Source organism: Pseudoalteromonas simplex (assembly GCF_015278155.1).
Taxonomy (GTDB): domain Bacteria; phylum Pseudomonadota; class Gammaproteobacteria; order Enterobacterales; family Alteromonadaceae; genus Pseudoalteromonas; species Pseudoalteromonas simplex.
The window spans coordinates 441,114-454,553 of record NZ_JADILN010000001.1 but is presented as its reverse complement, the minus strand read 5'-3'; the positions used below and the strand labels follow the sequence as shown (position 1 = coordinate 454,553).

7 protein-coding genes are annotated in these 13,440 nt (G+C 44.3%); 2 read left to right on the top strand and 5 right to left on the bottom strand.

Features of this window, described 5'->3' with window-relative positions:
• The first annotated feature begins 19 nt into the window (after positions 1–19).
• A complete protein-coding gene (locus IRQ78_RS01965; RefSeq protein WP_194441202.1) occupies positions 20–1,525 on the top strand; it encodes a phospholipase effector Tle1 domain-containing protein in 1,506 nt (501 codons plus the stop codon).
• Positions 1,526–1,543: 18 nt separating this feature from the next.
• Here the strand turns inward: IRQ78_RS01965 and IRQ78_RS01960 are convergent, their stop codons facing one another.
• From IRQ78_RS01960 to arfA, 5 genes are all read right to left on the bottom strand, one after another.
• Positions 1,544–2,296 carry a substrate-binding periplasmic protein gene (locus tag IRQ78_RS01960; protein ID WP_138599357.1) on the bottom strand — a complete coding sequence of 251 codons (753 nt, stop codon included), beginning with the start codon at positions 2,294–2,296 and terminating at the stop codon, positions 1,544–1,546.
• A gap of 468 nt (positions 2,297–2,764) precedes the next feature.
• Complete coding sequence (locus tag IRQ78_RS01955; RefSeq protein ID WP_194441201.1) at positions 2,765–5,398, bottom strand: glycosyl hydrolase family 18 protein; 2,634 nt, start codon at positions 5,396–5,398, stop codon at positions 2,765–2,767.
• Positions 5,399–5,463: 65 nt separating this feature from the next.
• Positions 5,464–7,071: a lytic polysaccharide monooxygenase gene (locus tag IRQ78_RS01950; RefSeq protein WP_054553451.1), complete on the bottom strand. Its 1,608-nt coding sequence runs from the start codon at positions 7,069–7,071 to the stop codon at positions 5,464–5,466.
• Between the two features lie 52 nt (positions 7,072–7,123).
• On the bottom strand, positions 7,124–10,288 hold the full coding sequence (locus tag IRQ78_RS01945) for a glycosyl hydrolase family 18 protein (protein ID WP_194441200.1): 3,165 nt from the start codon (positions 10,286–10,288) through the stop codon (positions 7,124–7,126).
• A 464-nt stretch (positions 10,289–10,752) separates the two neighbouring features.
• Positions 10,753–10,944 carry an alternative ribosome rescue factor ArfA gene (gene arfA / locus IRQ78_RS01940; protein ID WP_054553449.1) on the bottom strand — a complete coding sequence of 64 codons (192 nt, stop codon included), beginning with the start codon at positions 10,942–10,944 and terminating at the stop codon, positions 10,753–10,755.
• Between the two features lie 234 nt (positions 10,945–11,178).
• On the opposite strand from arfA, the gene IRQ78_RS01935 reads away from it, so the two are divergent.
• On the top strand, positions 11,179–13,056 hold the full coding sequence (locus IRQ78_RS01935) for a monovalent cation:proton antiporter-2 (CPA2) family protein (protein WP_194441199.1): 1,878 nt from the start codon (positions 11,179–11,181) through the stop codon (positions 13,054–13,056).
• Positions 13,057–13,440 lie beyond the last annotated feature (384 nt).

Here is a 13,440-nt window from a genome sequence, read left to right as displayed (position 1 = left end):
CCACTAAAGGAATGACGCTATGACCGCTAAAACGCTGATTTTCAACTTTGATGGCACAGGCAGTGAGCCTCGTGATGCTGAACAATTCAGCACCGCACATTTCAAAGAAGACGCCAGTATTTCTAATATTCTTAAACTTCATTTATTGTTTGGCGGCGCACTCAATAGCGAACCCGCAACACCATTTCCAACTCAACTTAGCTTTTATTATCAAGGTATAGGCACCCAAGGTAGTCGCTTTCGACGTTTATTCAATCAAGCCCTTGCGCCAAGAGGTGATGATGTTGCCAGCATTTTAAACCGGGCTATGGGCGACTTTAAAAGCTATTACAATGTAGGCGACAAGATACTTCTAACTGGTTTTAGCCGCGGTGCTGCTCTTGCTAGGCGCTTTGCCAAATGTTTAGAGCCACTTATCAGTGATGATGTGTACTTATGTGTATTCGATACCGTTGCATCAATAGGCTTTTCGAAAGTAACAAAAGCAACCCGCGGTGCTGAGCATGTCATTTTTGAAAACTACACACTAGCAAGCAATATAAAAGCTGCCCTTCATTGCGTGGCACTTGATGAAAAACGCCGTGCATTTGAACCCACACTTATAAACAGTGCACCGCATGTGCAAGAGATCTGGTTTGCAGGCGCCCATTCTGATGTGGGTGGCGGCTATTATCGTGATGGCTTAGCAGACATTTGTCTGCGCTATGCGATTGAGTGGCTGATTGAACAAACCGTTGCATTAAACTTACTTACCAGCGCGGATATCAATTACAACACTCTGCTCCCAGAAGAGCATCGTAACCTCATTGCACAAGATGATGTAACCGTTACCCCAGATCCGCTGGCTCTTAGTCATCAGCAAAACTATTTTTGGTTTAACCCGTTGTTCAAACTGGTAGATCGCGAATGCTGTGTATTGGTTGATAACGAACAAAGCACGCTCGCACCAACCATTCATTACACAGTAGCAGAGCGCATTAATCGCCTAACGAGCTATCGTCCGGAGTCGTTAAAAAGCCTTCATTACGATGTACTTTATAGCGATGAAACCCGCTTGAAATTTAAAGGCTTAAGCCCACATATTGCGCTTGATAAACAAAATATGACGGTGTTGGGCATAGACGAAAGTAAAGATGTGTTTGTGTATGGCGCTGAAAAGTACAATCACACAGGCTTAATGTTAGAGCAAGGTGGCACGTACCGATTTACGCCTTACCCAGAGCAAACTTGGTATGACGACGGCATTAGTTGCGGACCTGCAGGTTGGCACCGCGACAATATCCAACTTGGGGTGAAAGAAATCCCAATGGCCGTGCTTGAACCGTTTAGACGTTTACCCCACGCACAATGGTTTGCGCTAATTGGTGCTATCGATAACAACGACGATCATTTATTTGAAATTGCTGAGGGTGCTGATATTCGTATTGCTAAATCAGGTGAGTTTTGTCCTTTTGCCAACGACCTAAACCGCTTTTATGGGGCGAATGCGGGGCGAATTAAATTGCGTGTGACTCGTTTAGGATAATTTAGTGATTAGGCTAGCTTAGTGCTTAACATAGCGAGCGATAATCTCGGTTATCGCTTGCTGGTTGTTTATAATTGCTGAGTTAATAGCTGCTCTGTCTTCTGCTAAAAGGGTTGTTTCACTCAGCATAAAATGGACGCTGTCATTATTGACAATATACGGATGCAACTCGATCCCCTGCTGGTTATTTTTTTGAATTAAATATAAACCGGCTAATTCATCATCAACAAAAAAATCGACCCGCTTAGCAACCAGCATAGCTAGCCGCTGGCGCAAAGAGGGTACAGTAACGAGTAGCTCTTTATACTTTGGTTCTTCTTTTAAATGAGTAAAGTCAGATCCAAAGTAGCTCCCGCTGTTAGTTAAAATAACTTGCTGATGTTCGAGCAAACCTTGCAAGTCTAAAGACTCTAACCGGCCATGAGGATACCAAAACAAGCGCATCACTTCATTACGGTAAGGCTCTGAAAAAAAACTAAAAGAGTCACGCTCTGTGCTATAACTTGCGGCAGGTAGTAAATCGACTTTACCGTGTTTAAGCTCTGTAAACCCGCGTTTAGATGAAGGCATGACGACGTATGTTGCACAAAACCCTGCCTCATTTAGTACTAAGTTGACCACATCGATATCTATGCCGGTGAGTTCACCGTTTTGCGTAAAGACATAAGGCGCCCACTGCTGACTAATTCCCACTTTTAAGGTTTTATCGCAGCTAAATACCGAGTTACTAAATACAAAAACGGTAAGTAAAAACAACGCACTTAACCTCATTTATCCACCTTAGCTTAAATACTTACAGATCATATTATTCAAGTATGGTTGATAATGCCTGAAAGATCAGTGTATGAAATGAGAAACAGAAAGTTAGTAAGTTTTAAGGGGAAAGTTCCGAAATGCGAGGTGGCAGCCCGTAGGACTGGCTTTAGCCGGGAAATGTCTTAAGTTAGCGAGTTTCAAGGGGAAAGAGTAAAGTTAAGAGATTCGAGGTGCGAGATACGAGTCTGTAGCAGAGTTTTTACATCACGCCCTAGCGCCTAAACCCCAGCACCTATGTTTTCCCCCGTAGGCGTGAAACTTGTTTCGCGCGTCTGAAGATAAGAAATTTGAAAAGGTTTACATGGATTATGTTGGGTTTCACTCCGTTCTACCCAACCTACTTCCCCCACAAAAAAGCAGCCATGCGGCTGCTTTAAAGGGAAATCACATTTTAATGATGGGCATTAAATGTGGTTGTTACACTTAAAGTGCTTTCCATACATCCGCTACGCCTGGCTCGTCTCCTTGAGTCCACCATTTCGCTTCGTATTTATTACCTTGGTGAGTGACTTGGTCACCACCGTTGTAGATACCTGCAGCTTGCCACACAACATCACCGTTCCCATCTGTTGGTTGTGAAGTTGCCTCCCATGGGCCGCCTAAATCAGGGCGGTCACCTTGTGTCCACCACTTAGCGGTGTACTCTACGCCGTTATAAATCACCGTATCACCACCAACATAAGTCGCCGCTGCATCCCATGTGGTTTCACCATCTGGCGGAGTTGTTGTACCAGAATCTGTCACAGTAATATTAAAGCTCACTGCTGTAGCAGTTTGACCATCGCTTACTGAAACCGACACAACATAACTTGTATCTGCATCAACGCTGCCCGCTTGTAAGCTCACATCAGCACCTGAACCCACTAACGTTAAGCCTGCTGGCACACTCCAGCTGTATGAAAGCGTATCGCCATCAGCATCAGATGCCGAAACAGCCACGTCCACACTCGCCTCTTCTGCCACTGTTTTATCAGCAATTGCCGCAACCACTGGTGCTTGGTTCTCACCTGTTGTTGGTGCTACAACATTAACAGTGACGTTACGGCTTACACTTGCCTCACCATCGCTCACACTCACAGCAACCGTGTATTGCGTATCAGCAGTCACTGATGGCGCTGTGATAACAAGGGTATTTGAATTTTCACCGCTTACTGTTAACGCGCTGTCAGCTGTCCAGCTAAAGCTTAGCGGATCGTTATCAGCATCTGTTGCCGATGCACTAATAGATACACTTTCGCCCGCATTCACAGATACGGTACTTGATACAGATAGCACTGGCGCTCTATTGCTAGGCTCAGTTACTGTGCCACCAAGCGCTTCGTGCATAGCGTTAAGAATATCGCCATTATCAGCGTCAATTTCCCATGCAAACAGACCACCTAGATTATATTGATTAACATAAGCACCTTTTGCCAAAACAGAACGACGGTTATCGTATGTAATTAATTTACCGTTACTGCGGTTCCATACATAAGCGGCTTCGGCTTGTTCGTCATAACCTGTTTCAAACCCATTGATGCCATTTTCTGCAGCGCCCAGCATGTAAGTTTTGATGCCTTTATAATCAATTACACCATCTTCCCATACGCCTTGCGCTGTAGTGCCTTTAAGTTTGCCGTTGCCCGGTGCTGTCATAGGGTTATCAGCGATAGTGGCATTTTCTGGATAAACGCCTTCCCAGCCACGGCCATACATAGCGGCACCTACCACGATTTTCTTCGATGGTACGTTTTGCGCAAGTAGATTTTGCACTGCGTTATCAGTTGTGTAAGCAGGGCCTTTATATGGAACGCCTTCTTCATCGACACCTGTGCCATCACACTGACCAACACGGAAATGCGATGAACAATAAAGTGCAGCCTGATGGCCCGTTACATTGCTCCATGCACCATAGTAGTCATAGCTCATTAAGAAAATGTAATCCATATATTGTTGAGCTTGTGAGTAGTCGACATCTTCAATTTTGTCGTAACCCGCACCAATCGCTGATGTTAATTCATACTCACGACCTGTCTCGGCTTCAAGCTTATCAAGCATCGCTCGCAGCTCTTGCATTAACGCAACGTATGCAGGGCCGTCAGCAACTGGGTCGCCTAAATTTGGATTAGCACCCTGACCACCAGGGTATTCCCAGTCAATATCTACACCGTCGTAGAACTTCCACGTTCTTAAAAACTCTTCCATTGATGCCACAAACGTGTCGCGATTTGCTTTATCGGTAAAATAAGCAAATGGGTCTGATAAAGTCCAACCACCCACCGATGGTAAAATTTTCAGATCAGGATAGCGCTGCTTTAACGCCATTAACTGCGAATACGTACCACGAATTGGGTCATTGCTATCAACACCTGGTAGCGCTTTTTGAATCGCAGCCCATGGGTCGTGGATCACCACTTCAAAATCTTGCGATCCTGCACACGCCGTATTTAGCGCGTTTTTAGGCCCACCTGTTAACGAATCATTAGGTCCACAAATTGGAATAAACCCATACAAGATATGACTGAGGTTTTGTGCTGGTATATTGGTTACGTCGAAATCGCGACCATAAATACCCCACTCAACAAAGTAGGCACCGGTAACAAGACCATCTTTGGTGCCAATATCTTGGTTGTTTGGATCATAATCCATCGGCAATGGCGCTAAGTGACCGCCATCTGTATCGGCAATAACAATTGGCTTACCTTCACTGCGAGCACAGGTGGTACCGCCTTCACATAGTTCTACATATAATGTGTGACGACCTGCTTTATCATACGGGAAGCTAATAACACCACTTTTAGTGCCTGCTGCAAGTGACCCTTCATTAACCAACATATCATCGAAGTACACTTTATAGCTGTCGCCGCCATCCCCACTCCATGCGTTCCATTCAATGCTGATAGTGACTTCATCAACGCGGTTCACTAAGCTCTTGTATGAGCCTGTACCTTCAAGATCAACCTCAACAAATGAGTACTCTTGTGGCTCCCAAATAATGGTTGGTGTTGAAGGTGCTGCATTCGCTGCACTTGCAAAGAGTGCAATACCAATGGCTGCGCTTAATTGTTTTATATTCATGATTCTCTCTTATCTGTTTTTATATAGCGTTACGCTGTTATTGATAAAGTTTGAACTACAAAACTTTAGATTTCTGTCCATACTTGGCTGGCACCCGGTACATCTCCTTGGGTCCACCACTGCGCTCGATAGCGCTGTCCTTGATAGGTTACTTCGTCGCCGCCTTGATAGGCTTTGCCGCTGTTCCACTCGATTGATGCACTGCCTGATTCAAGCTGCCATGCATCACTACTGTCTGGTTGTGCGCCTTGGTTCCACCATTTCGCACTGTAAACTCCGCCGTTAAAACTCACTTTATCGCCCGTGTTGTATTGGCTTGTGCTATTCCAAGCAGGCACGCTCGGATCAACTGGATCAGGGTCGACCACAGTGCTATTGAGCACAGTCACGGTAAAACTTACTTGGCTTGTGAGCTCGCCATCTGACACCGATACTCTTACGGTGTAGCTTGTATCAGCATCTACAGAGGGGGCATTTAGCGTGATGTTGGCATCGCTACCCGTAAAGCTCAGTGGTGCAGGTACATCCCAGCTATAAGTTAATGTGCTTTGTTGATCATCAAAGGCGTGTAGGTGTATCGCGGTGCTGCTTTCTTCTTCGACTTGAAGGTCATCTGGTTGATGAATAATTGGCGCGGTATTGTCAGGAGCCGCTTGTACGCTTAGTGCAAAGCTGTAATTTGCATTCGTTGTAAAGACCTGATTAGTCATTAAATCAGACGCATCAAAGGCAATATCTCCAGCGCTATTTTGCACGCCAATATTAACTAAGTGCGCGTAATTAAGGTTTAACAGTGCTGCAAATTCAGCCTGCCAATTAGCTTGGTTATCAGCTGTGATCTGCATTTGTTGAGTGAGTAACTCTTGGCCATTTTCATCAAATAACCTCGCTGACACTCTACCGCCAACCTCAGCGTCTTGTCCTTGACGAACAAAGTAGCTAATTGCTGCCCAATCGGTTGGCTCTGTCGGGGTCGCATCGCTGACAATATTAATATCGCTACAGTTGTAGAAGCCTTCGCCACCGGCATCATCTCGTTGCCAACGCGTGTATAAAATGGCATCGCCACTGCGCCCTTGTGGAATAGATACGCTCATTTCATAGTAACGGCCGTTGTTAGCATCAATGCTAAAATCAAGATTACCGTACTCTTCAACAAGCTCTAGGTCGTCCCAAGTAAGCACTTGAGTCGCACTATCAAAGCCCGGTTTTGTTAAATAAAACTGCCAGAAACTCGGGTTATGCGGCGTACTTGCTAAAAAACGCACTAAAATATCGCCATTCGCATTAGGAATAACCTCACTGCGTTGCCAATGCGCTGAAGGTAAATCCATACCGCGTTTTTCAGGGTCGCCTGCGGCACATAATCGGCCATCAGGCACGCTTTGCTTTACTGCATCAAGGCTTGTGTAATCAATGGTATTAGCTGAAAATTCAATGTCTTGCACAAACTGCACATGCCCTGCTTCAACAAACGCTGCACGACAAGCAAGGTTAGGAATACCACTGCCATCAGCAGGCCACCAGTACCCACCATCAGCATTACATATCGCTTGACGAGCCTTCGGGCTTTCTAAAAATCCGTGGGCATTCACATGGCTTGATGCACAGGCAAGCAGCATACTGGTTGCCACTGCCGATAAAGACAATGCCTTTGATTTCATTACTTTCATTGTTGTTCTCGCTGTAGATATGCGGAGCAAAGTGCTTGCTCCGCTTAGTTGGTTAAAGCGTGCAACTCACCGTCCAGTCAGCAGATGTGCCTGGCTCTGTGCTCGTCCACCACTTTGCTTCGTAAATCACGTTGTTGTGATTCATTAGGTCGCCGCCAACAGCATGGCTTGGATTACCAGCCCAATCAGTTTGCGGCCAATTTGGATACACAGGGATACTTGCTACATCAACACCATTACAACTTCCCTCGCCACCCGTATCACCACCGGTGTCACCGCCAGTATCACCACTGCCAGCTGTGCCATCTGGTAGCATTGGGTATTCGTATTTGAAGGCATAGGTTTTGCCATTTTTCTCAATGGTGAAGTTAGTTGGCCCCGTAATTGGCATGTAGTACATAACTTGCGCCTCAACGGTTTCACCTGTGTTAAATGACTTTTCGATACCGCCCCACTCATTCACTAAGGTGATTGAAAAACGATGAAACTCATTTTCAAAGCCGCCGATATTATCGCCAGCCGCATTAGAGCCATTTGCTTCAACAGCCATACCGAGCTTTTCTTGTGCATTCCAATTTGATTTGAAAATTGCCGAGGTAGAAACTGGCACATCAAAGCTGATTTTCGCGCCGCTTAAGTCGATATCTGAGTTATTGGTGAATGCGAATGTAGGTGCGATTGGGTAGTTATCATCACCAATTGGGAAGTCTTTCACTGTAAAGCTTACGTCAACCGCTTCGCTTGGCAGGGTGAAATCGACATTGCCTTGATGAGTATTGTAAGCCACACCACTTTGGTTAAATTTATCGTAAGCAAGTGTGGTTAAGCTTGAGCCCATGAAGTACTCACCTTTCGCTGAGTCATAATCATAGTCACCGGCAAGCTCCCAGAACATGATGCCGCCAAGACCATTGTTGATAACATAATCAACTTTAATTGCCATTGATTGCTCATCTTCAATTGATAAGAATACCTTTTTCTCTGCATTCCAAAGCCATGGAGCAACCGCTACATCATCGTAAAAACGTGTATAAGTACCCGTTAATACATCATCTGCATCGGTTTCTGGCGTTAGACCATAGATTTCAAGGTAAGAAGGGTTAATGCCATTTTCAAGATTTTTCGCATGCCATAGTGGGTTAGAACCTGCTGGCATTTCTTCACCAACATCGTTCTTATCGTGCCATAGGTTATCAATGCCGAGTGCGCCATTACCGCATTGATTTTTATCACCAACGCCAGTCCCTTTCGCACATTTTGATTGATCTGGCAGCGCTGCTTGGCCCCATAAACCATTAGTACCACCGGATACATCTTTAAAGCCACGGGTATAATATGGAATACCAATATTGATTCGACCTGCAGAGACCGCACCGCGGAAGTAACGCACAGCCCAATCCGTATTTAAGTAGCCAATACCTTCAAACTCAGCGGTGGTATAAACGCCCCATTGCGCTAATTCAGAATCAAGACCGGTATCAAACAAGGCTGCGTTATGGCCTACATGTGAATTCCATGCACCATGTAAGTCATAAGACATAATGTTAACGTAGTCGAGATACTTCACGCTTTGGAATGTTTCCATGCCACGTAATAAGTAACCTGAAGATGGCGAAGCAATCGTTAGTAAGTAATGTTTACCTGCCTTTTCACCTGCAATATCAAGCTCTTCACGTAGTTTTTGCATCAATACACGATACGAGGCGTTAAGACCTGCGCGACGAGCATTAGAAATAGGAAAATCATCAGGGTGGCCTGAGTCATTCATTGACGATGGGTATTCGTAATCAATATCGACACCATCAAAACCGTAGGTTTCAATAAACTCAACGGCACTTTTCGCAAAGGCATCAATCCCCGCTTGGTTCACTGAGCCATCGGCATTGGTTGTCATCGTGTAGAAACCACCGCTGTTTACGCGAGTACCGTCTTCACCAAAATAACCACCTGTTTCAGCCCAGCCACCTACAGAGATTAAGGTTTTTACATCTGGGTGTTGTTTTTTGAATTTATTGAGTAAGTTAAAGTGACCTGTGTAACTAAAGCTTGGATCCATTTCAGCGCCTGTAACGCCCGGCCAAGTCATGTTTGTCGCTGGGTTGCCAGCTGCATTTGGATCACCAATCGAGACCTTGTTATTACCATCAACATGCGCAAAGGCATAGTTGATATGGGTGATCTTGTCCCAAGGAATATCGTTAACTAAGTAGCTTGGCTGACCATTGGCACCATTTCGCCAACTCGTAAAATAACCAATAACGCGGCGTGGATGATCTGGGCCCATTTTCTCGCGGCCATTTGCATCATACACGCTACAGTATGGGGTATTTACACCCGGCGTTTGGTATAAACCTTGCGGTTTACAATCTTTGCCTGGCTCTGTTGCTTCAACAACATTCACAACTTTGCTTTGTGTATCCGTCGCGCCTTCGTTATCGGTCACCGTTAAGGTAAATGAAAATTGCCCAAGTGCTGGAGCCTGCCACGTGTAACTTGAAGAAGCAGCACTTGCTTGATGAACTTCAGTGCTGTTTTCAGTTAACGATAACGCAGTCACTTGACCATCGCTATCAGTGCCAGAAAGCGCAAACACCACACTGTCACCCACCGTTACTTGTGACGGCAGTGAGCTAAATTCAATGCTTGCCACCGGCGCTTGGTTGACCGGCTCAACGTCATCAGACACATTCACTGAATGTGCAACCGCTGTAGAGGTTAACCCTAAATCATCCGTTGCGACCGCACTGATCACATGGCTGCCTTGGGTTGCTTGCCAGCTCGCAGAGTAAGGTGTGCTTGTCACAACACCCAGCGAAGTACCATCAACAAAAAACTCTACACTTGCCACGCTACCATCAGGATCAGCGGCAATTGCACTTATGACAACGCTGTCACTTGTGGTAAATAAAGAACCCTCTGCGGGTGTTAAACTGCTAATTTGAGGTGCTTGATCTTCATTGACAACGCTGTCACAAACACCCAATAAACGCCACTCTTGATCGACACCAGAAGTCTCCACAGGGTTGGTTTGCGTCCACCACTTGGCTTCATAAGCGCTACCTTGTGCTTGAACCTGATCACCACCAACATGTGTTTGCCCTTGTTGCCACACTTCTAAGTTGCTGCAATCAATCGCAGCCTGTGCTGTAAAGCCGTATAAACCTAGTGACAGCGCACTCAGTTTAAAGGCATTTTTTATTAATTTATGCGAGCTCATTCGCTCCCTCCGCCCAAAAGTTTTAATAACATTTATTTTACAAATCCAACTTTAATGTAACACAAAGCGCTATTACGTCAAGCTTGTATTTACCTATAAAGGGTAAAATAAACACACTTTTTGATGCAAAATTTAAATATAGACACTAAAAAAGAATTAATTATTTTTATTGAAAAGCAAAAACGAGGATGATTCTACAGAGTAAAAATGAACACAAAATTAACAATATTTTAACCACAAAAGTACGGTTTATCTGGTTTGCGCACAAAATAGTCAGAGGTTATGTGGGGTAAAACAAAAATAATTACCGTATCGATTCTGGGTATATAACGAATAAATTAGTTTTTAGGTAAAAATTTCTATTAAAATTGGGTGAAATTTATTCTTAACACGAATTTTAGTCATAAAAAAAGCAAACACTCAGTGTTTGCTTTTCACAAAAATCCTATTTGATCACAACTTAATTAAGCAGCGATTAAATAGGACTCTCGTCCTGCATGTTTAGCCTTACGTTGATATGCACCTTTACCTTTTTTAGGTTTCTCTACTTTTGCTGTGAACAGCTTAGATGTCACCATTGCGGCGTACACATTGTCGTTGATTACACCACGACCAGTATCAACTTGGCCTTGTGCGCGTTGTTTCTTTTTGCTCATTTTTTACTCCTATTAAACGTACTGCGAGTATATACCTAGCCTAGCGCTACGCAAGTATTTTTAATAAAAAAACGATGATTTTTTACCCCTTATTTTGTCTTACTCGTTTTGACTAAACACCATTCCTTGTTGTCATTTTACTGACTAAATTCGCTTTTTGATTGCATTCACTACCTAACTACTGGCAAAACTAGCGAAACCAACCATAGTTAATTAAAAACAAACAGGATTACGATGACTGACTTTCTCTTAATCGCCTATATTTTCCTTATTGCAGGCATTATTGCCGTGCCTATTGCCAGCAAACTGGGGTTAGGTTCAGTACTTGGCTACTTACTCGCTGGTATTGTTATTGGGCCAACACTGACATTTTTAAATGTTGATGTGATTGCCATCCAGCATTTTGCTGAATTTGGTGTGGTAATGATGCTGTTCATTGTTGGCTTAGAGCTTGAACCCAAAGCGCTTTGGTCAATGCGAAAACAGCTTATTGGACTTGGTGGCGGACAGGTGGTTTTATCAGCTGCCGCCTTTACGGGTATTGGTTTAGCATTTGGTCATGCTTGGCAAACAGCACTTACAATAGGCTTAATTTTATCACTTTCATCGACCGCGATTGTGCTGCAAACGCTTTCAGAGCGCGGGCTATTAAAGTCAGATGGTGGTCAAGCCTCATTTAGCGTATTACTTACTCAAGACATAGCCGTTATTCCTATGCTTGCGTTTATTCCCTTGCTTGCTTTACCTGAACTAGCGCCAGCCATTGCAGATACAGCCCATACAAGTGAAGACACTCATGCTAGTTTAAGCTTGGTGGCGGGTCTTGAGAGCTGGCAAGCAGCGCTGGTTACTTTAGGTATGATAGCGCTCGTTGTTTTTGGTGGTAACTACTTAACCGCACCCATTTTTAGATTTGTAGCACAAGCACGGCTTCGCGAATTATTTACTGCAACAGCCCTATTCTTTGTTATTGGTATCGCTTTGATGATGTCGTTAGTAGGCTTATCACCTGCACTTGGTACTTTTTTAGCGGGTGTTGTGCTTGCAAATTCACCTTATAAACACGAACTCGAAAGTAATATCGATCCCTTTAAAGGGCTGTTGCTAGGATTATTCTTTATCACCGTTGGCGCTAGTATCAATTTTCAATTACTCGCAGATAACCTAGCTACCATTGTGCTCTTAACCAGTGCATTGATTGTAACAAAAACAGCTGTACTGCTTATTTTAGGTCGTATTTTTGGTCTTAGAGGCGCCGCACTCTGGTTGCTAGCACTGGGGCTTGCTCAAGCTGGTGAGTTTGGTTTTGTACTACTTGCTTACAGTGTCTCTAATAATGTATTGGCAGACAACATCGCCGACCAACTTTTATTGGTTGTTACTTTATCCATGCTACTTTCACCTGGGTTATATATCCTTTATCAGCGTGTGATAGCACCCCGTTTCATTTGTGAGCAACCAGGAAAAGAAACAGACGAGTTTCCCGATGATAGCCATGTGATCATTGCAGGCTCAGGCAGAATGGGTGGGCTGGTTGACCGTATTTTACAAGCTGGCGGCTATAAAACGACTGTGATTGATTACAACTACAAGCAACTCGAAGCCTTAGAGCGTGTTGGTATTCGTAATTTCTTTGGTGATGCAACTCGACCAGACTTACTCAGTGCTGCAGGTATTGAAGATGCAAAACTGCTGATTGTTGCGCTTGATGACGCCGAACAAATCACTAAATTAGTTCGTTATGCGATGCAAAATTACCCGCATTTACATGTAGTTGCCCGCGCAGTTGATCGCCACCATGTATACGATTTATGGGCTTACGGCTGTCGAGATATTATTCGGGAAACATACGACAGTACCATGCGTATGGGCCGCTCAGCTTTTGAAGCACTCGGTATTGAGCAAGAGAAAGCCCAAGAGATGGTCGATATTTTCAGTGAGTTCGATAAAGAAATGCTACGCGAAGCCGCCGATGTCTACGAAATCGGCGTGCCATTCGAAGAAAACCATGCCTATATCGAGCGGATCAACAAAATATTCGATGAAAAAGAACCCGAAATAAAACAACAAATGCGCGAGATTTGCGACCGAGTGGTTAATGGTTCGAAATAGCAAAAATATTACAATTATGGAGGAGGTGTTTTCACTTCCTCTTTTTCTTCTCATAAACTTCTCTTTGTGAAAATAATTTTAATCACAGACAACAAAGAGGCGCTTCGCGGTACACAGAGAAAACAAAAACTCTCAAAGAGGCTGCGCATTGAATAGGATAAAACGCGATATGAAATCGCTGCTACAAATTTGATGTCGTTCGTAGGAATGGCTTCAGCCATGAACTCTCAAACACCACACCTATGTAAAACGACTAGACGTAGGCGTGAAATTTATTTCGCGCGCCATGCAAGCATAACGCCTACGTAGCAGCGGCTTTATGCCGCGACATTGGTGATGGATGCGAATTATAAGGTGCGAGATTAAAATCGCAGCTACAAGTTC

What these genes read in the sequence shown, in the direction of transcription:
- IRQ78_RS01935 (WP_194441199.1), top strand. Translation starts at nt 11,179, where the DNA reads ATGACTGACTTTCTCTTAATCGCCTATATTTTCCTTATTGCAGGCATT.
- IRQ78_RS01950 (WP_054553451.1), bottom strand. Translation starts at nt 7,071, where the DNA reads ATGAAAGTAATGAAATCAAAGGCATTGTCTTTATCGGCAGTGGCAACC.
- IRQ78_RS01965 (WP_194441202.1), top strand. Translation starts at nt 20, where the DNA reads ATGACCGCTAAAACGCTGATTTTCAACTTTGATGGCACAGGCAGTGAG.
- IRQ78_RS01945 (WP_194441200.1), bottom strand. Translation starts at nt 10,288, where the DNA reads ATGAGCTCGCATAAATTAATAAAAAATGCCTTTAAACTGAGTGCGCTG.
- IRQ78_RS01960 (WP_138599357.1), bottom strand. Translation starts at nt 2,296, where the DNA reads ATGAGGTTAAGTGCGTTGTTTTTACTTACCGTTTTTGTATTTAGTAAC.
- IRQ78_RS01955 (WP_194441201.1), bottom strand. Translation starts at nt 5,398, where the DNA reads ATGAATATAAAACAATTAAGCGCAGCCATTGGTATTGCACTCTTTGCA.
- arfA (WP_054553449.1), bottom strand. Translation starts at nt 10,944, where the DNA reads ATGAGCAAAAAGAAACAACGCGCACAAGGCCAAGTTGATACTGGTCGT.